The sequence below is a fragment of the Bacillus cereus group sp. MYBK195-1 genome (genome assembly GCF_051916605.1).
Lineage (GTDB): Bacteria > Bacillota > Bacilli > Bacillales > Bacillaceae_G > Bacillus_A > Bacillus_A cereus.
Map to the genome: position 1 here is coordinate 1287117 of NZ_JBQAGZ010000001.1, position 26221 is coordinate 1313337.

A 26221-nucleotide genomic window follows, 5' to 3' on the forward strand; every position below is an offset into this window, starting at 1 on the left:
ATTATCATTATTAATATAATGAGAATGAGAATCATTTATTGTTAGAGGGGGATGCCAAAGTGGCAAAAATTTTAATAGCTTATGCAAGTATGTCAGGAAATACAGAGAGTATTGCTGATTTAATTAAAGTTAGTTTAGATGCTTTTGATCATGAAGTAGTATTGCAAGAAATGGAAGGCATGGATGCTGAAGAATTATTAGCTTATGATGGAATCATTTTAGGATCTTATACGTGGGGCGATGGTGAATTACCATTTGAAGCGGAAGATTTTCATGATGACTTAGAAAATATAGATTTAGCTGGGAAAAAGGTAGCGGTATTCGGATCGGGTGATACGGCGTATGAACTGTTTTGTGAAGCGGTAACGATATTTGAAGAACGTCTTGTGGAACGCGGTGCAGAGCTTGTACAAGAAGGGCTGAAAATTGAATTAGCTCCAGAAGATGAAGAGGATGTTGAAAAATGCAGTAATTTTGCAATTGCATTTGCTGAGAAGTTCTAAGAATGGGAGTGTCAACGTGGAGACAATGTTAAGTGCAACTGCTATTACAAAGTTAAGAGATGGAAAACTGTTGTTAGCTACTACATATAATGGCTTATTTGTTGAACAAGACGGAGAATGGAAACGAATTTTAAATGGTTTTCAAAAACGAATTAGGGATTTACATAGCGAAGATAATGTAGTTTATGGTGTAGGTGACGAAGGGATTTTTATTCGTAGTATGAATGGTGGAGAGAACTGGACAATTCAGCGTTTTCCAACAAAAGCAACGAGTTGGAATGTATGTAGCAATGTACAAGGAACTGTTGTTGCTCATGGAGAAAAAATGCTGTATCTTTCTAATAATTTCGGTTCGACATGGGAAACTATTCATCCGTTTCTTGAGTATGGCAGTGCGGCACCGTCTATTCGATCGTTATTTTTATATAAACATTACTTATTTATTGGTACGAAAATACATGCTAAATATGGTGGTGTTTGGCTCTTTGATTTGAAGACACGTAAATTAAAGAGCATTAAAATTGCGATGAATCAAATGATCTCCGCGTTGACTTTACACAATTCTTATTTAGTAGCGGCAAGTGGATCGTGCAAGGGAGTTAGCGGGAATATTTCTTATTGTAAAATAGATGAAAGTATTGCAAGTGAAAAAATATATTGGCACACATGTCAAAGTGAGCAGAAAGCAAGTAGTTATTTAGACTTAAGTGTAGATCAACATGTTTTATATACAACTTCAACGCAAAATAAGGCGGGTATTAGTAGTGTGTGCCGTGTGCTTCTTGAAGAAGGTATTGTTACAGTATGTGATTCAGTTAAAGGGCACGGATGGCGCATTGTTAATCAAAAAGATGGTTATGTAGTAGCCGGATCAGGTGAATTAAAAGCAATGCAGTGGGAACAAAAAATAATTTAAGAAAAAAACTTTACTTTTATTATATTGATATGATATAGTATATTTAAACCATTTTACTTTTAATAATATAGAGATTTAAATGAGCTGTAACTTCCGAGGAGGATAGCAATGTTAAATCTCCTCAGGGGTTGCAGTTTTTTAATATCTGGCTTATTATTGTAAGGTGGTTGAAAATGAATATGTACATATAGGTACATTGTAGGAGGATTTTTTTCATGCAAAACGGTAAAGTAAAATGGTTTAACTCAGAAAAAGGTTTCGGTTTCATCGAAGTTGAAGGCGGAGAAGACGTATTCGTTCATTTCTCAGCTATCCAAGGCGAAGGCTTCAAAACTTTAGAAGAAGGTCAAGAAGTTACTTTCGAAGTAGAACAAGGTAACCGTGGACCTCAAGCTACTAACGTAAACAAGAAGTAATTTTTGAAAAAAGAAGGGCTCGCCCTTCTTTTTTTTGCATTTTTATAGATGTCCTCCTACTTACATATCATAACGAGACTGAATTTTCATTTATTTATTCGGAGTATTTTTGTATAAAGTACATGAATAAATAAATACTGAAAATAAAGTGTTTGTGTGAAAAGGAATTTAGAAAGAGGTAAATAAATTGAAAAACGCTACACATTTTATTGTGTTTGATATTGAGAGGAATTTCAGACCGTATAAATCAGAAGATCCGTCAGAAATAGTTGATATCGGAGCTGTAAAAATAGAAATAGGTACGATGAAGATAATTGAAGAATTTTCGGAGTTAGTAAAACCAAGTGCACGATTAACTCGTCATACAACAAAATTAACCGGTATTACGAAAAAAGATTTAATGGGTGTAGAAAAATTCCCTCGAATTATAGAGAAATTTATTCAGTTCATCGGCGAAGGTTCTATATTTGTTTCATGGGGAAAAGAAGATTATCGCTTTCTATCTCATGATTGTACATTATATGGTGTTGAATGCCCAAGTATAGAAAAAGAAAATAGAATTGATTTGCAAAAATTTGTTTTCCAAGCATATGAGGAATTGTTTGAACATACGCCAAGTTTACAATTTGCGGTAGAACAGCTCGCTTTAACGTGGGAAGGAAAACAGCACCGTGCTTTAGCAGATGCTGAAAATACAGCAAATATACTTCTTAAAGTGTATAGCGAGAGAGATATTAATAAGCGATACAAAAGACATGGTGAACTTGAACTTGTAAAAAACGGAAAACTAACAGAAAAAGCGAAAAAAAAGATGCGAAAATGGGTGTTTAAAGAACTAAAGAAAAATACAGAACGCCCATTTGAATGGAGTACATTTGAAAGTAGTGACACGTGGGAAAGTATAACGGAAAGATATTATATAAGTGAAAATACAGTAGAACTCCTGAAAAAACATTTTCGTACAGCAGTGAGAAAAGCGGAACGGCAGATTAGGTATTTGGCTGAGATGGAGGAGAATACAGAGGTTAAATGAATTTCTCCTCCATCTCTAACTACATACATGTAATAACAGCGTATTGATATTAAATAGGCATCAACTTGTTGTTGTGATGGTGCATTATAATTGCTTTGGGAGTGTTAAGACGTAATAAGAGTTTTAAACCGTATTAATAAAATAAAAATATATATAAAGAAAAGAGTGTAGTTTAATGGAAACAATCTTTAACATTTTAACTGTTTTAGTTTTTTGGATAATATTTACCACACAATTAGCATTAACTACACTTTCTTTCATAGTAAAGAAGGATTGGAAAAAACTTAATATCTCTTTAAGTTGTGGTGTATTAAAGTTTAAAATAGAAGAGTAAGATTGAGTTTTGTACAAGGGAGGTGTGATAGTGGTAGACTTGGATATTAAAGATGTCACAGTAAAGATGGAATTAAACGGTGTCTTTTGGAATGAGGATCGGATTGCTGAAATGAAGGTGACTACAAAAGAAGAGCATTCTGTTATTCTTCGTCTAGTAGTTGATTTAGAAAGTAAAACTATTAGGGCGACGAGTGCGGAAATAGTGAATGGATTCTGCCCTCTGTGCAAACAGAAAAGGGACGAATGTAGTGAACTTAATGACTTGCAAAACAAAATGGAAATTTTAGAAGAAGCCTACGATTGGGTGAGAGAACATCCGGAATATCGTTTTCAATTATCTTTTTACGAGTACAATAAATTTGAAGTAGTAAAGTGAATTTTGCATCTTAACAACTTATAGAAGGACTTGGTCAACTAGAAATATTGAAGTAGATATTTCTAATGGAAATAAGCTTGTATAACAAGGAAGGGATGTATTTGATTCTGCAACAAATGTCATCTTGCATCAAAAAAATTTGAAAATAAACATGTTTTATTATAAAGCAGAAAAATCGATTCTTAGTAGAGTCGGTTTTTAATATAAATAAAAGAGCGCTTATTAAAAGCGCCCAGTAACAACAGTTATATGGAAGTATTTATCCCGTAAAAGCCCGATTGGTGAGGGTTAATAATTAGTGGGGGATGAACAAAACCCCACTGATTAAAGTTTCACTTTATTCAATACCGCTCGGATCAAACGAATACTGCTGCTTATTCTCAATCCGCTCAATCACATCTTGCAGCTCATCCGGCTTCAGAAACTCAATAGGAGAGAAGCCTTTTTCAAATGTAAGTGTGTCTGCTTCAATCATAAGTACATATCGATCATTTACCTTCGCAATATGTATTTGATCCCCGAAATCCGCAAGCAACGCCTTCACAGAGATATGATCGGCTTTTAGTTTTAATTCCACTTCAGGAGCATGCTCAACGATTTGAGCGGTAGCTTCCATTACTTCTTCGGTTGAAAATTGTTCCATAATTTCGCGTTTCGGACTGGCAGCCCATACTTCCATTGCTTGGTCGAATTGTTCGCGTTCTTCCGTACCTTCTTCAAATACATCTTCAATTTGGTCATATACCATGTCCATTACTTGTGTTTTCATAATTTCAGGCATAGAGCGTTCATACTCGACGAATTTTAAGAAGTCTTCAAAATAACGGGCGTGTGATGCTTGATGAATTTTTAGTTCGCCTACTTCAACCATCCCTTCTTCAGGCATGTACGGATATTGGATAGATTTCATATTCTTTGTTGTGATGGCCATTTCAACGTTACGAATCAGTGTTGATTCATCAGAAATAGAAGCAACCTTTGGTTCAAAGTCGCATTTCATTACGAATACGAATGGATCATCAAAGTATTTGCGTAGTTTTGCCTGAGCAATTAAAAATACACCACCACGTACAGCGCTTGTGTCAAGATATGTATAAACGAGAGGTTCGCTCATATCTTTAAAGTTTTCTTTTGTTTCTGCAAAGCGAATACGATTAAAAAGGTTGTAATGAGGGTTTGAATCAAGTTCGTGCCCTTCTTCTACAATAAAGCGACCAATTTTTGTTGGGGCTTGTTCTGTTTTTGCATGACGTTCTACTTTTCGCTTCGATATTTTTAATAACTCACCATTCAAAAATTCTTTTAAGGAGCTATCTTCATATTCTTCAGCGTCTAAAGTTTGAAAATGTTTGTAGCGTTTATCAACTGCTTCACCTTTTCCTTCTACTTGTACAACATAAAAGGAAAGATAATTTATTTCAAAATCCATATTTATCACCTTGTTTCATTTCATTAACTCTTATCAGTATAGAGATGGAAAAAACTTTCGTCAATTTATATAAGGAAGGGGGAGCCCCTTCCTTATATAATTTTTATTTTTTCAATTAAAATCCGTCTTCTAATGCTGCGAAAGGAATATTTAGTCTGTTTTCTACTGTGCGTAAACGTTGGTTTAAGCGGTTGAGTCTACGTGTATGGCGCTCAACTGTATTTTCTAGTTGACGTACTCTTTGTTCAAGCTCATTTACGCGTCTTTCTAATTGACGATTTCCAGTGCCAGGAAAAGAGATTGGAAGTTGGAATTGTCTATTTTGGTCGTATGGATTCGTGTGCTCTGCTTGATCTATATAAGATTGATATTGTGTTTGTAAGTCATACTGTGGTTGTTGGTACGCATATTGATTATATGGATCATATGGATTGTAGGGATACATAATAACATCCTCCATTTCTTTAAAATAGGTTGAATACACCATAATGTATGTGCAAAAGCGGAGCGGTGGCACGGCAAATACCTATTTATGTTGACGGGATTTCTCTTTATCCCGCTATTTGCTGGGCAATAAGACCCCCATGTCAAAATTCAGCAGAAACAAAGAAGGTCGGGATGCCCGTAAAACCCCCACTGATTACAATTTCACTTTATAAAAAATAGCTTGAGGGTTTTTGATTTGTATTTCTTTTGTTTAATGGTATATACTGGATAAAAGGGGGAGTTTACATAAAAGTTACAATTCTATCAAACTCAAACTTTTATGTAAATATGTATAGACATTTATAAAAGAAAAGAGTAATTTATATAGAGTGAAAAATAACTTGTAACATTTTATAAACATATTGTAAAATGATTGTAACAAAACATACATAAAAATGAAATAAATACATAATAGTGATGTTGGGGAAAGGGAGAGAGTATATTGTTCCGTAAAGTAAAGGGTATATTAGTTGGGGTGTTATGTGTAGCTATAATGAGTGGCTGTGGTGCAAAAGTAAGTGATGTTGCATTGGTAAGTGATATTGGTGGGCACACTGTAGAGGCTAAAGCAGAAGTACAGGATACTATTAGTTTAGTTGATGGTCGAACTGGTACTGAAGTGAAAAAATTAGATTTATCTGGTTTAGGCTATTTTGAAGATGAAGCGAAATTTAAAAAGTCTGTAACAAAGGTTGTTGGTGAGGTTGGAAAAAGCGTCGACAAAAAAATGGTTCCTTCACGTATAGCACCTGATGGAAGTTGGCAAGAAGGAAAACCTTCTTATGAATTAATGGAAAAAGAATTAGTAGATAAATTGTTAAACGTTGGTATGTGGGATGCTACGTATCAGTTGCCGATCGTGGAGAAAAAACCAGTCGCAACATTAAGTGATGCGCAAGGAAATGGTACGGTAATTGGTAGATATGAAACGAACTTAGGTGGTTCAACAGGTGGCCGTATTGAGAATATTCGTTTGTCAGCAGCGAGCATAAATGGAGTTGTGTTAGCAAAAGGAGACCGTTTCTCTTTTAATTCATTAATCGGTGATACAACACCAGATAAAGGATATCAATTAGGGAAAGAAATAGTTGATGGTAAATTAGTAGATGGATATGGTGGTGGTGTTTGTCAAACATCTTCAACTTTATACAATGCAGCAGATCAAGCTGGCCTGAAAATGGTGGAGAGAACTACACATTCTAAAACGGTAGGTTATGTTCCACAAGGAAGAGATGCTACAATTGCATATCCATATTTAGATTTAGTATTTGAAAATACGAATGATGCACCTGTGAAGCTTTATATGGGCATTCAGGGTGGAAAACTAGTTGCTGAAGTACATAAAATGAGATAAGAGTTATAAAGCCACCTTTTCTGAAATTTAGAAAAGGTGGCTTTTTTATTATGAAAATAAAAATGTATGTAAATTCTGACTTTTCTTATTTACATAGGATGATTTTAGTTGTATCCTTCATAGTAACGGTTATATGTAATGGAAAAATATAGGGATAAGGAGATGGAGTTATTCATGGTACAAATTCATCCGAAAACACGTATTGGTCATATTGAATTTAAAGTGAAAGATTTAGAGCGTCAAATTGCTTTTTATGAAAATGTTGTAGGATTAGAGGTAATTAAGCAAGAGGGGAATAAAGCATATTTATCTGGAAAAGGTGGAAAGAACGCGTTACTTGTTCTTGAAAAGTTAGAGGACGGGGTACTGCAAGAACCGCGTACGACTGGTATATATCATGTAGCCTTTTTAGTTCCGACTCGTGAAGCTTTTGCTTCTGCGCTATTTGGGGTTCTTCGTAATAAAAATGTAATTGACAGCCCGGATGAGCAAGAAGGGCGTTATACATATTCAAATGAAATTTTACCAATTTCAAGGTTTAATAGTGCAAGTGATCATACATATAGCGAAGCTTTTTATTTGCAAGATTTAGAGGGGAATGGTATTGAAATTTATGCAGACCGTCCGCACGATCAATGGGGAGAAGGGCCAGGAGGAAGTACACCACTTGATTTAAAAGAATTGGCAACACTCGTTGATTATGAGTTTGATGGTTTGCCTGCTAATACTGTCGTTGGGCACGTACATTTACGAATAGCTGATGTAGAGAAATCACATGAATTTTATGTGGAAACAGTAGGTTTTGAAGTACAACAGCGTGAAGAGGATTGCTTATTTATTTCAGCAGGGGGATATCATCACCATATTGGTGCAAATACGTGGAACGGAGTAAACAACCCACACCCACCAGTACATGCAACTGGGCTAAAAGTGTATACGATTGTACTACCGTATAAAGAAGCGTTAGATGAAGTGAAAGAAAGATTAATAGAAAAACAACATGAAATAAATGAAACTACAAATGGGTTTGTGGTGGTAGATCCAAGTGGTATTACAGTGCAGTTTGAAATAGAAGCAGTGTAAAATAAGCGAGAAAGTGTATAATCACTTTCTCGCTTATTTGTGATCATTCATAGCTCAATCCAATATCTTCTTACTACATTCCCATCTTCCTCAGTGAAATCATCATCACGAAGTCCGCCGTTATGTAAAATCGTTTTTTCAGAAGCGGTATTCACTGCGTCGCAAACGACAAGTACTTTCGTGATGTCTAATTCCTTCGTTTTTTCTAATGATAATGCTAGTAATTTCGTAGCATAACCTTTGCTTCTTTCAGAAGGGCGAATGCCATAACCGATATGACCGCCAGCGTTAAATAAATGTTTGGTTAAACTATGACGTATATTAACAGCTCCGACAATTTTATTTTCATCTGTAACAAGCCAATATGTAGAGTCTGGTACCCAATTTTTAGGGATATTTATTCCTTTATGCGCATCGAGAAGTTCTTGAACCATAGCTGGGAAGTTGGCAGGATTTTTTGAGATAACCCACGGGATCATTGTTTCACCGCTATCTTTCCATTCGTTATAGAAATCTAAGTATTCTTCTTGTAAATCAGTAGTAGGCGTAAGTAATGAGACGTTCATTGTTAGTAAGCTCCTTTGTTTATGTAGTATTTATAAAAAATTATGATACAAAATGAAAGCGTTTTCTGAAGTTTCTCAACCTAATTTCATGTAATCCATCTTTGTTTTTTTAGAAAATTAGTGGAGGTTTAAAATTAGAAGTTATTTATTTTATGTTAATATTTTAAATATTAACATAAAACAGTCGGAGTATTAAGTGTATTTTAGTAGTATTCCTTCATGTTGATAAATGGATATTTGTGATAATTTTTGTTTTATCTATCTATAATGAATGAAAGGGGGAAGTGCCCGTGAGTGTAGATTTTGATTTTATTATACGAATCGGTGTTGCTGGCTTGTTAGGAGCAATGATTGGTATTGAAAGAGAAATTCGATCGAAAGAAGCTGGATTAAAGACTCATTTCCTCGTAGCGGTAGGAAGTGCGTTAATAATGGTTGTTTCGAAATATGCCTTTTCAGATATTGTGTTTGAGGAGCATATGTCTCTAGACCCAAGTCGTATTGCAGCACAAGTCGTTAGTGGAGTTGGTTTTTTAGGTGCAGGCACAATTATTATTCAAAAGCAGGCGGTGAAAGGATTAACGACCGCGGCTGGTTTATGGGCTACTGCCGGTATAGGATTAGCAATTGGAGCGGGAATGTATGTAGTAGGCATTGGAGCGACGATTCTCGTTTTAATTGGTTTAGAAATTGTAAGTCGTATTTTTAAGGTGCAATTTTTATTTCCACAAAATATAACAGTGCAAATGTTTGTAAATAAACATGAAGCGGTACAACAAATATTAGAAACACTACAAGTGAAAGGCATCCCAATACTCTCATATGAGGTGGAAGCTTCACAGCAAAGTACAGAAACTGTTTATAAGGTAGGGATGCAACTGAAAAATATATCGTCAGAAGAAAAGAATGAGTTTATTCAGCATATGCAAACATTACCGGAAGTTACGTTTATAAAGTTAAAATCATAGTGTTGAAAACGAGGATAGATGTAGCAGAAATTTTGCTATTATCTATCTTTTTTTGATATAAAATGCACGGAAAGTCAAGCGTTAATTTTACAGGGAATGGATACATGTGTGAACGTTACCTTGTTTTTTTCTCAATACAGGACAAAAAGTAAAAATAGTAAAATAATGGAGCGGGACACTAAAAATGTAAGGTAGGGGAGAGCATGAAAGGCTATTCAAAGAAAATGTTAGTAGGGGTAAGTTTTGCTAGTTTAATGTTAGGGAGTTTTCAAGGGGTAAGTTTGGCAGAAGATACTAAGGGAGAGCAAGTTTCTTATCGAAATGTGCTCAAAATGGAGCCAGTCGGTGTACAACTACCAGTACAAGAATTAGCTCATTCATCGAAAGTGCTCGAAAGCAAGTCTTTTGAGAAAAGGTTACAATTTGCCGATTTATCACAAAGACCACCTGAGGTGAAAAAAGAAAGTAAGCAATTAGCTGTAGCGAAAACTTATACAATTGCTGAATTAAATCAATTAAGCAATCAGCAGTTAGTAGATTTACTTGTAACAATTGATTGGGAGCAAATTACGGGGCTATTTCAGTTTAATACAGACAGTCTAGCATTCTATCAAAATGATAGTAGGGTGCAGGCGATTATTGATAAATTGAAGCAGCAAGGACAAGCCTATACGAAGGATGATTCAAAAGGGATTGAGACATTAGTAGAGGTATTACGTTCAGGATTTTATTTAGGATTTTATAATTCGGAACTTAGTAAATTAAATGAACGGAGTTATCATGATAAATGCTTACCTGCATTAAAAGCGATGGCTAACAATTCAAATTTCAAGCTGGGTACATTAGAGCAAAATAGAGTGGTATCATCATACGGAAAGTTAATAGGAAACGCTTCGAGCGATGTGGAAACGATAACATCGGCTGCAAAGATTTTTAAACAATATAATGATAATTTTTCTACATTAGTAGATAATCTTTCAGTTGGAAATGCTATTTACGATATTATGCAAGGTGTTGATTACGACATTCAATCGTATTTGTACGATACGAGGAAAGCACCGAAAGATACAGTATGGTATCAGAAAATAGATAGTTATATTAATGAATTAAGTCGTTTTGCATTAATGGGAACGATTACAGCAAAAAACGGTTGGCTTATTAATAATGGCATTTATTATACAGGTAGACTCGGTACGTTCCATAGTACAGGAACGAAAGGGTTACAAGTTGTAACAGATGCGATGAAAATGTATCCGTATTTAGGGGAGCAATATTTCGTAGCTGCTGAGCAAATTGCAACAAATTATGGCGGAAAAGATGCAAATGGTAAAGTGGTGAATTTAGATCAAATAAGAGAAGATGGAAAGAAAAAATATTTGCCAAAAACGTATACGTTTGATGATGGGGCAATTGTTTTAAAAGCTGGAGATAAAGTGACAGAAGAAAAAGTAAAACGTTTATATTGGGCGGCAAAAGAAGTAAAGGCACAATTCCATCGTACGGTTGAAAGTGATCAACCTTTAGAAAAAGGAAATCCTGATGATGTATTAACGATGGTTATTTATAATAGCCCAGCAGAATATCAATTTAATCGTCAATTGTACGGTTATGAAACGAATAACGGTGGTCTTTATATAGAAGGAACAGGTACGTTCTTTACTTATGAGCGTACGCCAGAAGAAAGTATTTATAGTTTAGAAGAATTATTCAGACACGAGTTCACGCATTATTTACAAGGTAGATATGAAGTACCAGGGTTATGGGGACAAGGGAAAATATATGAAAATGAAAGATTATCTTGGTTTGAAGAAGGAAATGCTGAATTTTTTGCAGGGGCAACGAGAACGGATAATGTTGTACCGAGAAAGAGTATTATAGGAGGATTATCTTCAAATCCAGCAGAGCGTTATACGGCAGAGCGAACGTTAAATGCAAAGTATGGAACGTGGGATTTCTATAATTATTCCTTTGCTTTACAATCATATATGTACAATAAGAGATATGATATGTTCGATAAAATACATGATCTTATTAGGAAAAATGATGTAACAGCATATGATGCATATCGCTCTACATTAAGTAAAGATGCGAATTTAAATAAAGAATATCAAGACTATATGCAAATGCTAGTTGATAATCGTGAGAAATATAATGTGCCATTAGTATCAGACGATTATTTAGCGAATCATGCATCGAAGCCAGTTTCAGATATTGCAGCAGAAATAACAGCGGAAGCAAAATTGAAAAATGTATCAGTGAAGAAAAATAAATCACAGTTCTTTAATACATTCACACTACAAGGAACATATACAGGAACTGCAGCAAAAGGAGAATATGAAGATTGGAAAACAATTACACAAAACGTTAATGATACGTTAAAACGTTTAAGTGCAAAGGAATGGACAGGCTATAAAACAGTAACAGCATACTTCGTAAATTATCGCGTGAATACATCAGGACAATTTGAATATGATGTTGTGTTCCACGGTATTAATACAGAAGAAGGTGCAGAGAATAAAGCACCAGTTGCAGTTATAAACGGTCCGTATAGCGGAAATGTAAATGAAGCAATTTCATTTACAAGCGACGGATCAAAAGATGAAGACGGGAAAATTACTTCGTATAAATGGGAGTTTGGTGATGGAGCAGTAAGTAATGAGCAAAATCCAACTCACGTATATACAAAAGAAGGAACGTATACGACGAAATTAACGGTAACAGACGATAAAGGAGCAACTAATACTGCTACAGCGACTGTAACTGTTCAAAAGAAAGAAGATAACAGTGTAGAAAAAGAACCGAATAACTCATTCCAAACAGCAAACAAATTGCAGTTAAATCAAGTTTTACGTGCTAGTTTAGGAAATGGCGATACAAGTGATTTCTTTGAAATTAATGTGGAGACTGCTAAAAACCTTCAAATTAACGTAACGAATGAAAATAATATCGGAATGAACTGGGTACTTTATTCTGAAGCAGATTTAAATAATTATGTTACGTATGCTCAGCAACAAGGGAGTAAACTAGTAGGTAGTTACTATACGTATCCAGGGAAGTATTATTTACATGTGTATCAGTATGGCGGGGGGACAGGGAATTATACGGTGGAAGTGAAGTAGTAAAAGGGGAGTTGTCTTGTTCAATGAATGGAAAAAGGTCTGTACTTTAATGAAAAAACAACTGCAGGCAATGTCTCTAATGATAATAACAAATTAAGTGTCGCGAGATGTTATATTTATATTAAACCAATCTAATCAGTAAATAAGATAAAATTGATGAACTAGTATTTCATCACGATGTAAGAAAAGTTATAAATATTAAGTGTTTTTAATTGAATTAAACTAAAGGATCAGAGTGTATCTGTAACAATAGATAGGCTCTGATCCTTATTATATTTAATTAACGCATATGAATTTAAGATAATTAATAAATAAGCTAGCTAGCGGGATTCTTAAAATTCATTTATGTAATTAACTAAACAGAAAATTGTTATCACATTAGCAAGGGATACTAATAGAAAAGCGTGTCCCTTTACCTAATTCACTCTCTATTTCTATATCTCCGTTTAATTCTCTAATAATACTATAAGCAATCATAGTACCAAGCCCAGTTCCTTTTTCTGTTGTTGAATAGAATGGCAAAGCAATTCGTTTTATTTGTTGAGATGACATCCCAATTCCTGAATCAATAATATCAATTATGATATTTCCTTTTACTTTTTGTATATTTATTTGTAATAATCCACCATTTTTCATAGCCTCAATTCCGTTTTGGATGATGTTGTTTAGACAGAGTTTGAATTTTTCGGGGTCCCCATTTATATAAAAGGAATCTGTACTATTTTGTTTGATTTCAACTTTGTATGATAGAGCGAGTGGTGAAATAGTATCTTTCACCTGATTTAAAATGTGATTAATATCTATTTTTTCTTTTAGGGTGTTCTGTGGTTTGGTTAAAGATAAATAGTTATTAATAGTAGATTGTATTTGCTGCATTTCAATTAACATGATTTCTAAGTATTGATCCTGAGATAGCTTAGAGGCATGTTTTTCATTTAATAATTGAGTGAATCCATGTACCGTGGTTAGTGGATTGTGGATTTCGTGTGCAATTGACGCTGCTAGTTCGCTAGCTATATAAAATTTTTCAGCCCGTTGCAGTTTTTCTTTCATTTTATATTTCTCAATCATTTCCTCTATAAAATAAACTGATAATAATACTGTGAAAATATTAATGACTATATAATTTAATAAAAATTCTATGAGAGTAGAGTCTATTTTACCTCCTGTATTTATTTGAGTTACAATACCGCAAATAGAAAGGGAAGCTGTACATACTAAAATAAGAAGTAAGCTTAATAATATCTTTTTTTCTTTAAAATACATAGGTAATAAGTAACGAGAGAGCATTGTTATAACAGAAATGATAGTAAAGATAATAAATGATGGAAGAACGCCATTTCCGCCTAAGTAAAACCGGTAAGAAAGATATAAAATTCCTATAAAAACAATGTTTTTTGTATTTCCATATAGAAAAACTAATATAATAGGAATAAAACGTAAATCATAAATAAATCCCACATGTAAATGAAAAGGAAAAGTCATACAAAAAATAATAGCAATGGAGGAAAGGATAGAAAATAACATATTATTACATGTTATTTTTTCTTTAAACTCTAGCCAAAATACGTGATAGCTAAGGATACAAATTATTATAATAAAGGTATTTAATAAAAGAGTAGAAATTCCCATAGTTTTGCATCTCCGATAGTTTGTAAGTAGAATTATGTATGAGTTGGACATAGATGTTTAGTATTAGTAGACTTTTTATCTAAAAAAGGAAGGGTACTTGAAAAGTGCTGTCATATTACTCGTATTAAAATTGATAAGGAAAATAGAAAAAATAATAGATAAAAAATCTATTTAAATTTATGTACATATGAAATTATAAACTAACTTTTGTATAGGTGAAATTTGGATTGAGTTACTGATAAAATAAGTCTTTTTAAGTATGAATATTCTGTGAAAATGATATGCGTGGTGACTCCTGTTTTGTAGCCTTCGTTATATTAACATGGAATATATCAAATTACAAAGTGAAATTTTAGAAAAATTTTATTAGTACATTTTATCTGAAATAGAAATGCTATTTATTTGAGTATTTTGGTACTTACTCGTATAAAACTTTGTTAGAAAAAGACTTTAAAATTTACATGTTTTTTATGAAGTGTAATATTGTAGCTTTATCTATGTGGCTTTCTCAATAACTATTAAGGCGAAAAGTTTAAATATATAGGTTTATAGATATGAATTATTACATAAAAACGCACTTAAAAAAGGATGTATGATGGTAATAGAATACAAACATCAAGGGGGAACTTAAAATGAAGTTAAATAAACTAGTGCTTAGTTGTGGAGTAGTTTCAGCATTAACACTTGGTGTGTTAGGGAATAATACTTATGCTGAAGAAGTACACAAAACGAATGATCCAATTCATGTAGTTGAACATGTTTCTGCAGACTTATTATTAACCCAAACAATGAATTATAGTGGCGAGGCTGTAACTTCTTTCGTATATGATGGGAGTACTGACTTAAGCTTCTCTATGAAAAATAATGGTCAAAATACAATGGGATATAGTGTAAAAGGTCCAAATACAGAGCTAATTGTTGGTGGTTATATAAAACCTGGAGAACAACAAATTAATGTTACAAATGTACGGAATGCTTTATCTCCATTACCGAATGGAACATATAAAATTTACGTTTCAAATGATGATGGTTCTAAGGGACAATTCCAAGTTTCAGTAAGATCTATGAATTAAATTTAAAACGCTTTGTTTTTAAGTTAATTTAATCTTTGCTTATTGGAAAGAAGCTAAAATGAATTGAGAATTACCGATAAAAATGAAAACGAGCACCTTATCTAATTGTGAGAGGGTGTTCGTTTTTTGCTATTAAACAGAAAATAATTATAAATATATTTTGATATCCCCATTGCTAACCTACTAGATTGTGTCAACTAGAGAATGTCTACTATAAAACATATTAAAATAAAGATGATGTAACATTCCGCTAAATTATATGGGGAAATAGAAAAACCACCCTTATATGAGTGGTTTTTAGTAATTATTTTTAGGTTATACATTTAAAATTAGGCTAAGTTATAGAAATAATAAACATTTAATCCGTTGTTATTATTTTGGTTCTGGATAATGATTGTAGTATGAGATTCTAATAAATTCTTGGTAGACATTTGTTAATTTGGCATCTCTAAGAGCATCGTTGAATTTTTGCATACGTACACTCCCTTGAGCGTAGCCTCCACCTGGAGTATAAGGGTTTCTAGCTTCAAAGTCATCCAAAAATACTTTTAATTTTTTATAGTCTTGAGATTGATAGAAAGCCACGGCCTCTTCAGGAGTGACATCAAAGTAAGAGGATGACGTTGAGTTATAAGAAGCTGCTTGAGCAGTAGGTGCCTCTAGCATAGTTGCAGCTCCACCGAACATAGTAAGCGCCATAGAAGATACAATAATTTTTTTAAACATAATAAAACCTCCATGTAGAATATTAGATTAATAGTAATCCTGTAATCATTATAGTTACAATGAAAATGATTATCAAATGCAATATTGCATAATATATCCCGTTATTTTTGGGCAGTAAGACTCCCGCCCAAAAATTCAATGAAAGCAAAGAAGTTAGGTGGGAATCGGGCGAATTAAAGTTTCACTTTATTATTTGAACGAGAAGTCACCTTTATATTTAAATGGAGGAGTGTAATAGATTAAAAGAGGTGTATAAATTACTCAGGTTAACAAGAAAATGAAAAGGCTATTTTTAATAGGGGAAAGCTTAATAACTGGAGTAAAGGAATTGCTATTTATATATTTAACATACATATTTGTCTTTTAAATTGTAGGCGTGTTTTAGAATTTGTATATAGTAAATTCGTTAAAAAACTTGATAAATAATAAAATGTGTAAATTTTTTGACTATTTTATTAAAATTATTTAATATTTGTAATTTATTGTTTTATAATGATAATTGGGTCGATCGTGAATGTTTTAGATATTGCGATATATACTCGGATTAATTTATTCTAGGGAGGTTACAAAATTGGGTAAGAGAGTCATTATAAGAGTTTTTACATTATTATCAGTACTGGCATTATTCCTTAATGTATTTTTACCTAGGGCTAGTGCAGAGGTTATGACGCATGAGAAATATTCAATGGACTGGAGTTATAGTAATAGTCTAGGTAAGTACATTCGCACTGAAATGATTAAAAATTCAAGTGGTCAAATTGCTTATTGCTTAACCCTTGGATTAAAATCACCAAATGGTGAAGATCTTCCTGAAATGGGGAAAACAGATAATGTAGTATATAGAGTCTTATTAAATGGTTTCCCGCAAAAAAGTGCTGAACAGCTGGGAGTAGCTAATAAAAATGAAGCGCATTATGCAACGCAACTTGCGGTTTGGAATGCATTAGGTCAACTCAATGTAAATGAATTAAAACATGAGAATAAAAATGTTGAAAAAGCAGCTAAGACAATTATTAATGCTGCTAATAATAGTGGGGATACGCAAGATATTTATATGAATGTTATCCCAGCTGAAAAACAAAAAGCAGAATTAAAAGGTGAATTCTTCGAAACGAATCTATATACAGTACAAACAAATGCTAAGAGTGGTTCTTATAAAGTAGTAGCGAAAAATGCACCTAATGGAGTTAGAATTGTTAGTGAAAATGGAGAAGTGAAAGATCAGCTTTCAGTTGGAGAAAAATTTCGTATCCAAATTCCTAAAAATACAAAAACGGGTGAATTTAATTTAAGTGTTGCTGCTAATTTAACTAAAGTTCAAGCAATTGCTTACCGTGGTACGGATACTGTTCAGAATGCTACAGTACTATTAGAAAGAAATGAAGAAAAGCTTAGTAGTGATCTTGCAGTAAATTGGGAAGCAGCTGGTTCTTTAAAAATTAAAAAAGTTGGAGAAAATGGAGAAGTTTTAGCTGGTGCAGTATTTGAGGTCTTTAATGCAAATAATGAATCAGTCGGAAAAATCACGACTGGTGCTGATGGTATGGCAGAATTAAACAACTTACCAATTGGTACTTACACATTAAAAGAAATTAAAGCACCAACAGGCTATGTTTCAGATGATAAACCACAAACTATTGAAGTTAAGACAGGGGAAACAGGAGCTGTCCAAATAGTAAATAACAAAGTAAAAGGTAACATCGAAATTAAAAAGCTTAGTGATTCAGGAAAGATTTTACCAAATGTTGAATTCACAGTCTTCACTGAAGATGGAAAAGAAGTGAAAAAAGTAGTAACAAAAGAAAATGGAATTGCAAACGTTGAAGATCTTACGTATGGTAAATATTATTTCTTAGAGACAAAAACACCTAATGGATATATTGGAAATAAAACAAAGTATCCTTTTGAAATTAAAGAGCACAATAAAACACTTACTTTTACAGTGGAAAATACCGAAGTGAAAGGTAGTGTAAAATTACTAAAAGTAGATAATGAAGATATTAGTAAAAAATTAGAAGGTGCAGCATTCGAGCTAAAAGATGCAAGTGGAAAAGTAGTTGGGGAATATAAGACAGATAAAAATGGTGAGATTAACGTCAAAGATTTAGCGTATGGTAAATATTCATTTGTAGAAAAGGCTTCTCCAAATGGTTACGTTCTTGTTAAAGAACCGATTACGTTCGAAATAAAGGAACATGGAAAGATTATTGAGTTATTGGCAGTTAATCATCTTATCAAAGGTGATCTAGAAATTACAAAGGTAGATGTGGCTGATGGAAATAACAAGCTTCCAAATGCAGAATTTACAATTTATAACGAAGCAGGAAAAGAAGTAGTAAAAGGTAAAACAGATGATAAAGGTATCGCTAAATTTGAAAAGCTACCATTTGGAAAATACACATATAAAGAAACTGTTGCACCAAACGGTTATATCTTAAATGAAGAGACGTTTTCTTTTGAAATTAAAGAGAATGGTCAAATCATTAAACACGTTGTCAAAGATGAGAAGATTCCTTCAATTAAAACAACAGCATCTGATAAAAAAGATGGTACAAAAGAAATGCACACTTCTAAGTCTGTAACAATCCAAGATAAAGTGGAATTCAAAGACCTACAAGTAGGTAAAGAGTACACTTTAAAAGGTAAATTAATGGATAAAAAGACTAATAAATCATTCGTTGTAAATGGTAAAGAAGTAACAGCTGAAACGAAGTTTACACCAAAAGAAGCAAATGGTTCTATTACATTAGACTTCACATTTGATGCAACTGGTTTAGAAGAAAAAGAAGTAGTAGTATTTGAAGAGTTACTGAAAGACGGAAAAGTTGTTACGACACATGCTGATATCAATGATAAAGGTCAAACAGTTAAGTTCGTTAAGCCATCAGTAAAAACGACAGCAACAAATAAAGCTGATGGTGGAAAAGAGATTCATTCAAAGGATTCTATCACTATTCAAGACAAAGTGGAGTATACTAACTTAGTTGTAGGTAAAGAGTACACTGTAAAAGGTAAACTAATGAACAAAGCTATTAACAAACCATTATTAATTGATGGTAAAGAAGTAACAGCTGAAACGAAGTTTACTGCAAAAGAAAAGAATGGGTTTGTAACATTAGACTTTACTTTTGTTGGTGCTGAACAGCAAGGAAGAGAAGTAGTCGTGTTTGAAGATTTATTACATGAAGGTCAAGTAATTGCAACTCATGCTGACATTAACGATGTAGGTCAAACAGTTCGATTTGTAGAACCTTCTATTAAAACGACAGCAACAAATAAAGCTGATGGTTCTAAAGAGTTAGATGCTTCTAAATCTGTAACAATCCAAGATAAAGTGGAATACAAAGACTTAATCGTGGGTAAAGAATACGTAGTAAAAGGCAAACTAATGGATAAAGCAACCAACAAACCATTATTAGTTGATGGTAAAGAAGTAACAGTAGAATCTAAGTTTACTGCTAAAGAGAAAAATGGTTCTATCACACTAGATTTCACATTTAATGCTTCTGCATTACAAGGTAAAGAAGTAGTAGTATTTGAAGAACTGTATCAAGATAATATATTAGTAGCTATTCACGCTGAAATTGAAGATAAGGGACAAACAGTGAAATTTAAAGAGGGAAAATCGGAACAACCTAAACCAGAACAGCCAAATTCAGATGAAAATACGCCAACACCAGAGCAACCTAACGAGCAAGTAAAAGAACAACCACAACTTAAGAAAGAAATTCAATCTAAAATTGGATGGTTACCGCAAACAGGTACTAATCTTACAAGTTGGATTTCTATGGCTGCAGGAGCATTACTGTTAATTGCTGGTGGAGTTATTTTCTTAAAACGTAAAAACGCATAAAAACTAAAAAATAAGCACATCTGTTTTTATAACAAGATGTGCTTATTTTTATCATTTTAGCCAAGAAGACTCCTATATTTAAGCGTGAATGGCATTTAAAATAGCAACTTTATTTGTAGTAAACAATACATAATTTTGTTTTACTGTTTTAATTAAAATACGGTCTGTTGTCCCATAAGCTGTTCCAATACGTATTACATCTACTTCTTCAACACCAGCATAGGTAGCATCTTCGGTAACCTCAATCACATCACGTAATGGAATTGTAATCTCCGCCAATTGCCATGAAATAATTAACTCTTCATTTGTTTTTTTTACATTAATGCCTAGCATTATACCAAGACCTTTCAATAATAATAATATGCTACACTTCTAATCTTATTATATAAATTTTTAGATTATTTATCTATATATAGGAATAGAATTTATTTCTATTTGTGAGCATCTTAATGATGTCAAACAAATAGAAGGATATACAGTCTTTCTATTAAGAAATATGTTAAGAACAAAATTTTACTTCAAATTAATATGAATTTGATATGGTTGAGATATTATGAACGAGAAACAGTAAGAGTTGCAGGAAGGAAATGAATAATGAGACTTAAATTAGTAGGGATTTTCATTTGTGTAATTATGATGTTAGGTATCTTTATAATTTACACCAATCAATCTATTGGTAAAGAATCAGATAAGATGAACTATGAATCTCGTGAAAACTTCATAAATAAAGAGAAAGATAGTAGAGGAAAAAGGCAATCAAAATACAATGAAAGTTCTTTTGCTAGTATACAGGCTGTAGTTAATAAGGAATATGGATTACCCGAAGACTTAGTGGACAGGATTGTTACTGCATTAACAGATAAACTTAATGTGTAAATTATTCAGTGTTTATGAATTCTATTATTACTATTTAAAGCCTAATTTCTCAATGTATTGTAGAGAAATTAGGCTTTTTTTATCAATTCATTAAAGTTTTTATAATTCAAGGACTCAAGTTAATGATTATATTTTCAAGTATTCGTTTTGAGCTACATAGATATAGTTTTCGTTGCAACTGTTTGTTGAAATATTTTATCATGCTCAACAATAACCATTGTGGGATTAAATTGTTGAATAAGTTCTTCAATCTGCATGCGGGAATAGATATCTATAAAATTTAGTGGTTCGTCCCATATATATATATGAGCTTTTTCACATAAACTTTTAGCGATAAGCAGTTTTTTCTTTTGTCCACCAGAATAATGAGATATATCTTTCTTAAATTGAATTCGGTCAAAGTCCATCTTACTTAGGATGGACTTAAATAAGGTTTCATCAATCTTGTGCTCTTCAATAAAGCCTGATAGTGATCCCTTCAAATGAGAAGTATCTTGTTGGACATAGGAAATGATGAGTCCTGTACCTAAAGTAACTAAGCCTGTATGCTGTATCGGATGTCCTAGAATTAGTTTTAGGATACTACTTTTTCCGCTCCCATTCGTTCCATCAAGTACAATTCGGTCACCTTGTTCAACTATGAAGCTAATCGGCTCATTCACAATTTGATCATTGTACTTAACGGACACGTCAACTAAAGTAACCAATTCATTTGATTTAAATTGCAATTGTTCCAATTTTAATGACTCAGTTTTTTCCACATTTTTTAGTAATTTTGATTTTTCCTCAATAGCTTTTTGTTGCCTTGATTCAAGGTTTTTTGCTCTTTTCATCATCTTCGCTGCTTTATGTCCTACAAACCCCTTATCCAACTTAGAGCCTGAATTCCTCGTTCCATTTTTTGAAGCTTCCACGTCATGAGACCAACTTGCTGAACGTTTGGAAGACTGTTTTAATCGCCCTATGTCTTTTTGTAGACGCTCATTTGTAGCCTTCTCGTGTTCTTGCTGTCTATCAAAATTTAACTTCCAAGAAGAATAGTTACCACTTTGAACTTCAATATTTGCTCTATTAATAGATAGGATATGGTCAACGCACCCATCTAAAAAGATTCTGTCATGTGAAATTAAAATAAATCCTTTTTTCTTCCTTAGATAATCGGAGACTATCTTTCGTGCATCTGTATCTAAGTGATTTGTTGGTTCATCAATTAATAGAAATTGACCCGCATTTAAAAACAGTGCAGCAAGCAACACTTTTGTTTGTTCCCCATTTGATAATGTTTTAAATGGTCTGTACATGACCTCAGCATCAACATTTAAATAGGATATCTCACGTAGAAGTTCCCAATCTGCGGCTTGGGGACAAATTTCTTCAAGGATTTCATGAGTGAATTTGTTCTTATCTGAAACAGAGTAGGGGAAGTAATTGAATTCTACTGAAGCAAGGATTTTCCCGCTATACTCATAATTCCCTAACAATAAATTAAAGAATGTCGTTTTACCTCGTCCGTTTCTACCGATAAATCCCAGCTTCCAATCCGTATCTATTTGGAAGTTTACACTTTCAAAAATATTATCAAAGCTACCTGGGTATGAAAAAGTTAAGTCTTGGACCTTTATCATTGACATAATAATTCCTCCTTTATATATCGAAACGTTTCATATAAAGTCGGAACATCCATCCATTTTTTAATTCCTCTATATAAGTTTGATGGATATTAACGACTTATATAGAGCATTACATGTGTAACAATAGTATCTGAAGTACTCATTTTTCTCGCTCCTTTATTTGTGAAGTACATTTAACAATTAGTAAGTTTCAACTAAGACAAACAGGAATAAAAAAATCCCCCAATTTGTAATCGGAAGGATTAGTCTTTCGTCTATACTTAATAAGTACTTATTAATCATTTGAATCATGACAAATAAAGTATGAACTGAATTTTAAAAATGGATAGACTAACCCTATATTTTGTAGTTTGAAGTTATAAAATTCAACTTAAAATATAAATTAGTTAATCATTATTCATCCATCATTCCTTTCATAATTCTATTTTTAGAGTAACATTCTTTTTAGGGAGATGCAATATTAGCTTCAATTTCATCTAATACTAAATCATTTATAATTCTTTGAGTAAGGAGATAAAACTTTACCGCCCTTTTTATAAACATCACATTTTTGTTCAATAGGTCATGTCTTTTGTCCGTTAAAAAGGGAGGATGTGAAATTGACATCAACTTTTTGTGTAACTATAATAGTTACAGTTGGTTTCGTAAACTAATTTGAATTTCTATTTTAATGATAGTATATTTTCATTCCTTTTTAAGTGTGACAGATAGCAACTATAATCCAATAGAGGAGTAGATTCTATCTCATATGTAAAGAGTAGATAAGTTGTACCCGCCAAATTTACGACGCGCAAATACTTAAAAAATTACATTTTTCAGCTTATCCTTTTTAGAATCCTCAGTATTGGTAATTGTAAACATCTACAAAAAGTTAATAAGATTGTTGTGTGTAGAAAGAAATCTTTTAAAAAGGTCATAATATGGATAATAGGTAGCACACATTTTAATTAGTAGGACTTGTGCTACCATCAAGCCATTTTTTAATAAAAGTATAGAAAAACTCAAGAAGGTGAGTCCATTGCGTAAGCATGCATATGTGCAATTTTATGTATTGATATTGGCTTTAATAACTTATATAAGCTTTTGCTTTATATTTTTATTTGTTTTTCCGAATCATTATTTCGTATCAGATTTTAATATCCGACTATCATCTTTAGTCGTTGAAACTACTGTATTTATCTCATTACTGTATTCTATATTATCCCAAAAAATTAAGTTAGGAGTATTCTGGGTTTGCATTACTATTGCAATAGGGTGTTTTTTGATAGGGAATTTCATATCCGCTTTTCAAGTACTTAATGTAGAATTACCAATACAAAATTTTAATATTTCTGATGTATTTCTACTGTTTTTCTTATTCTTCTTTCTTTTTGCGTTCTTTTATAAAATTATGATGGAATGTAACAAATGGGAGAAAACGTATTTACTTTGTGATTTATGCATTGTTGTTACTGCTATTTTTACATTAGAGTGGTACCTATTTAATAAACCATCTGCAAATATTTTATTCTTATCAATTGGAGATGTTTTTCTCTCATTTATTTTTCCGATTATAGATTTATTGCTTCTATTACTTGGAGTTACACTGATCTTTCGACCTGCTATTTTCAATGCAAAAAGTAAATTGTTTATTTTTATCCTAGTATTAACTGGATTGGCTATTACGGACTATTTGTATTTTTACTTACAAGGTGATTTGTCAGAGCGTTCAGTTATATTTTTAAGGTGTTTGTATAGAGTTTTCCTATTATTTGTCGCTATTGCTGCTACAATCCCAAAGAATACTTCTTCTAAAAGAAATTATTTTATTATTAATCCGACATTTGGAGAGAAACTTCTTGGTATATTCCCTTATCTTGCAGTTGCAGTCTTAATTGGCTTTACTTTGAAAGAGCAAACTTCTTCAGCTACATTAATTACGGGAAATTGTATTGCTTTTGTATTTGTACTGATTCGTCATACAATCGTACGAATGCAAAACAAAGAGTTAACTAAAACATTAAAAGTGTTTAATAATCAATTAGAACAAACAGTATCTCAAAGAACAAGGGATTTAATAAATAAATCTAATGATTTAGTAAAAAATCAAGAGAGATTTAAGTCATTATATGAGTATCATCCGGATCCTATTTTAACGATTGATTCAAACGGTATCGTATTAAATATAAACCAGGCTGGAAGTATGTTACTAGGAAAAGAAAGTGCTGCATTGATAGGGAAAGAGTGCTTCTCTATTTTTTTAGATGAAGATAAATCTGAATTGGAAGCAGCTATAAAGAAAGGGAAACGATGTAGTTCATCTTCACTACAGTTACGTGTGAAAAATAACAATGAGAAGGATATACTCTTTTGGTATGTCACTATAGTTCCTATTATGATAGAAGGACAAACCTTTGGGAGCTATGTAATGGTAAAAGACATAACAAGGATGAAACAACAACAGGAAGAGATAAATTACCTTGCATTCCATGATACGGTGACGGAGATTGGAAATCGTATATTCTTCCAACAAGAATTAGATAGATCTATTAAGCGTGCACAAAAAACACAGGATAAGTTTGGGCTCCTGTATATTGATTTAAATCGCTTTAAGACTATTAATGATACATTGGGTCATTCGATTGGTGACAAGGTTTTAAAAGAAGTTGCCAAACGTTTTAGGACATGTCTGTCACCGACTATTCCTCTAGCAAGAATAGGTGGTGATGAGTTTGCGATCATTGTCCATAACCAAACAGAGCAACAGCTATTGGATTTGTGTAAAACTCTATTTCGTATAACTGAAGAACCATTTGTAGTAAATCAGCATAGTTTTTACTTATCTCTTAGTATAGGAATAGCAGTGTATCCATTTGGAGGAATAAATACTACTACACTTTTACAACACGCTGATATCGCTATGTATAGCGCAAAGGAAAAAGGTAACAATGCTGTTTGTATGTATGACGAGACATTATCTCAAAAAGTAACTCGTCGATTACAATTAGAACAGGATTTACCAAATGCAATTGAAAATAATGAGTTGTTTTTATTGTATCAACCACAAATTGATAGTAAGGCAGGTAAGGTTATTGGTGCAGAGGCTTTAATACGTTGGCAACATCCAGAGCTTGGGCTGATTTCTCCTTTTGAGTTTATACCTATCGCAGAAGAAACGGCGCAGATTATTTCAATTGGGAAGTGGACGTTACAGAAAGCGTGTCAACAACTGAAAGAATGGCATTCTACGGGCTTTTCAAATCTAAAGATGGGGATAAATTTATCAGCTATAGAGTTTGAACAGAAAGATTTTGTTCAAACCATTATATCTACCATAGAAGAGATAGGAGTACCTGCTAATTCGATTGATTTGGAATTAACAGAGCGAATAGCAATGGTAGATGAAAAGGAAACCTTATCGAAGTTAAAAGCATTAAAATCATATGGTGTACATTTATCAATTGACGATTTTGGTACAGGTTATTCTTCATTAGCGTATCTGCCTCTTTATCCAATTGATACTTTGAAAATTCCAAGAGAATTTGTTAATAGGATTGGAACTTCTACTGATGGAGATGAAATTATACAAACCATTATTTCACTTGCTCATACTTTAAACATGAAAGTGATAGCAGAAGGGGTAGAAACGAAGGAACAATTAACGGTATTACAGCGTAATGCATGCTATCTAATTCAAGGCTATTACTACAGTAAACCTGTAAATGATGATGAATTCATTGGTTTTTTAAGTACAATACAAAATGAATAAGTGAAAAATCAGTATATGTATGAAATAAAGTGAAAAGACGTTCTATCCATATGGATTTGAACGTCTTTCTTATGTTTATTTTCAGTAGTTATGCAGC

Annotated in this window: 19 protein-coding genes and 1 pseudogene; 13 read left to right on the plus strand and 7 right to left on the minus strand. The window is 32.8% G+C overall.

Features of this window, described 5'->3' with window-relative positions; translation table 11 throughout:
• Nucleotides 1-59: 59 nt before the first annotated feature.
• From ACTFRY_RS06825 to ACTFRY_RS06845, 5 genes are all read left to right on the plus strand, one after another.
• Nucleotides 60-503: a flavodoxin gene (locus ACTFRY_RS06825; protein WP_001062752.1), complete on the plus strand. Its 444-nt coding sequence runs from the start codon at nucleotides 60-62 to the stop codon at nucleotides 501-503.
• A 16-nt stretch (nucleotides 504-519) separates the two neighbouring features.
• Nucleotides 520-1419: a WD40/YVTN/BNR-like repeat-containing protein gene (locus ACTFRY_RS06830; protein WP_061663838.1), complete on the plus strand. Its 900-nt coding sequence runs from the start codon at nucleotides 520-522 to the stop codon at nucleotides 1417-1419.
• A 215-nt stretch (nucleotides 1420-1634) separates the two neighbouring features.
• Nucleotides 1635-1835, plus strand: coding sequence for a cold shock-like protein CspB (gene cspB, locus ACTFRY_RS06835; RefSeq protein ID WP_001179150.1), 201 nt, complete (start codon nucleotides 1635-1637; stop codon nucleotides 1833-1835).
• Between the two features lie 187 nt (nucleotides 1836-2022).
• Nucleotides 2023-2868 carry an exonuclease gene (locus tag ACTFRY_RS06840; RefSeq protein ID WP_000786421.1) on the plus strand — a complete coding sequence of 282 codons (846 nt, stop codon included), beginning with the start codon at nucleotides 2023-2025 and terminating at the stop codon, nucleotides 2866-2868.
• Between the two features lie 364 nt (nucleotides 2869-3232).
• Nucleotides 3233-3580 carry a hypothetical protein gene (locus ACTFRY_RS06845; protein ID WP_000227983.1) on the plus strand — a complete coding sequence of 116 codons (348 nt, stop codon included), beginning with the start codon at nucleotides 3233-3235 and terminating at the stop codon, nucleotides 3578-3580.
• Nucleotides 3581-3917: 337 nt separating this feature from the next.
• Here ACTFRY_RS06845 and ACTFRY_RS06850 read toward each other — a convergent pair whose 3' ends face one another.
• On the minus strand, nucleotides 3918-5009 hold the full coding sequence (locus ACTFRY_RS06850; RefSeq protein ID WP_000345046.1) for a DUF3900 domain-containing protein: 1092 nt from the start codon (nucleotides 5007-5009) through the stop codon (nucleotides 3918-3920).
• Between the two features lie 115 nt (nucleotides 5010-5124).
• Nucleotides 5125-5454 carry a hypothetical protein gene (locus ACTFRY_RS06855; RefSeq protein WP_000283715.1) on the minus strand — a complete coding sequence of 110 codons (330 nt, stop codon included), beginning with the start codon at nucleotides 5452-5454 and terminating at the stop codon, nucleotides 5125-5127.
• A gap of 483 nt (nucleotides 5455-5937) precedes the next feature.
• Between ACTFRY_RS06855 and ACTFRY_RS06860 the strand changes: the two genes are divergently transcribed.
• Nucleotides 5938-6849 carry a VanW family protein gene (locus tag ACTFRY_RS06860; protein WP_000488971.1) on the plus strand — a complete coding sequence of 304 codons (912 nt, stop codon included), beginning with the start codon at nucleotides 5938-5940 and terminating at the stop codon, nucleotides 6847-6849.
• Nucleotides 6850-7023: 174 nt separating this feature from the next.
• The gene (locus ACTFRY_RS06865; protein ID WP_044795258.1) at nucleotides 7024-7932 is read left to right on the plus strand and encodes a VOC family protein; all 909 of its coding nucleotides are present in this window, start codon (nucleotides 7024-7026) and stop codon (nucleotides 7930-7932) included.
• 47 nt (nucleotides 7933-7979) lie between these two features.
• Here ACTFRY_RS06865 and ACTFRY_RS06870 read toward each other — a convergent pair whose 3' ends face one another.
• Nucleotides 7980-8498: a GNAT family N-acetyltransferase gene (locus ACTFRY_RS06870; RefSeq protein ID WP_098617150.1), complete on the minus strand. Its 519-nt coding sequence runs from the start codon at nucleotides 8496-8498 to the stop codon at nucleotides 7980-7982.
• Nucleotides 8499-8788: 290 nt separating this feature from the next.
• On the opposite strand from ACTFRY_RS06870, the gene ACTFRY_RS06875 reads away from it, so the two are divergent.
• On the plus strand, nucleotides 8789-9466 hold the full coding sequence (locus ACTFRY_RS06875; RefSeq protein ID WP_000109721.1) for an MgtC/SapB family protein: 678 nt from the start codon (nucleotides 8789-8791) through the stop codon (nucleotides 9464-9466).
• A 203-nt stretch (nucleotides 9467-9669) separates the two neighbouring features.
• Complete coding sequence (colA, locus tag ACTFRY_RS06880) at nucleotides 9670-12585, plus strand: collagenase ColA (protein WP_098617149.1); 2916 nt, start codon at nucleotides 9670-9672, stop codon at nucleotides 12583-12585.
• A 378-nt stretch (nucleotides 12586-12963) separates the two neighbouring features.
• On the opposite strand, the gene ACTFRY_RS06885 is transcribed toward colA, so the two are convergent.
• On the minus strand, nucleotides 12964-14217 hold the full coding sequence (locus tag ACTFRY_RS06885) for a sensor histidine kinase (RefSeq protein WP_000513019.1): 1254 nt from the start codon (nucleotides 14215-14217) through the stop codon (nucleotides 12964-12966).
• A 632-nt stretch (nucleotides 14218-14849) separates the two neighbouring features.
• Here ACTFRY_RS06885 and ACTFRY_RS06890 point away from each other — a divergent pair.
• Nucleotides 14850-15290, plus strand: coding sequence for a hypothetical protein (locus tag ACTFRY_RS06890; protein WP_000773525.1), 441 nt, complete (start codon nucleotides 14850-14852; stop codon nucleotides 15288-15290).
• Between the two features lie 372 nt (nucleotides 15291-15662).
• Here the strand turns inward: ACTFRY_RS06890 and ACTFRY_RS06895 are convergent, their stop codons facing one another.
• Complete coding sequence (locus tag ACTFRY_RS06895; RefSeq protein ID WP_000473483.1) at nucleotides 15663-16016, minus strand: hypothetical protein; 354 nt, start codon at nucleotides 16014-16016, stop codon at nucleotides 15663-15665.
• 571 nt (nucleotides 16017-16587) lie between these two features.
• Between ACTFRY_RS06895 and ACTFRY_RS06900 the strand changes: the two genes are divergently transcribed.
• Nucleotides 16588-19869: a VaFE repeat-containing surface-anchored protein gene (locus ACTFRY_RS06900; protein ID WP_044795256.1), complete on the plus strand. Its 3282-nt coding sequence runs from the start codon at nucleotides 16588-16590 to the stop codon at nucleotides 19867-19869.
• A 78-nt stretch (nucleotides 19870-19947) separates the two neighbouring features.
• Here the strand turns inward: ACTFRY_RS06900 and ACTFRY_RS06905 are convergent, their stop codons facing one another.
• Entirely contained in the window at nucleotides 19948-20202 is a 255-nt protein-coding gene (locus tag ACTFRY_RS06905) for a SunI/YnzG family protein (protein ID WP_000900695.1), read from the minus strand.
• Between the two features lie 261 nt (nucleotides 20203-20463).
• On the opposite strand from ACTFRY_RS06905, the pseudogene ACTFRY_RS06910 reads away from it, so the two are divergent.
• Nucleotides 20464-20697, plus strand: a pseudogene (locus ACTFRY_RS06910) (hypothetical protein); the annotation flags it as partial.
• 200 nt (nucleotides 20698-20897) lie between these two features.
• Here the strand turns inward: ACTFRY_RS06910 and ACTFRY_RS06915 are convergent.
• Nucleotides 20898-22376 carry an Lsa family ABC-F type ribosomal protection protein gene (locus ACTFRY_RS06915; protein WP_440032238.1) on the minus strand — a complete coding sequence of 493 codons (1479 nt, stop codon included), beginning with the start codon at nucleotides 22374-22376 and terminating at the stop codon, nucleotides 20898-20900.
• A gap of 1018 nt (nucleotides 22377-23394) precedes the next feature.
• On the opposite strand from ACTFRY_RS06915, the gene ACTFRY_RS06920 reads away from it, so the two are divergent.
• Entirely contained in the window at nucleotides 23395-26124 is a 2730-nt protein-coding gene (locus ACTFRY_RS06920; RefSeq protein ID WP_061662985.1) for a sensor domain-containing protein, read from the plus strand.
• Nucleotides 26125-26221: the final 97 nt, after the last annotated feature.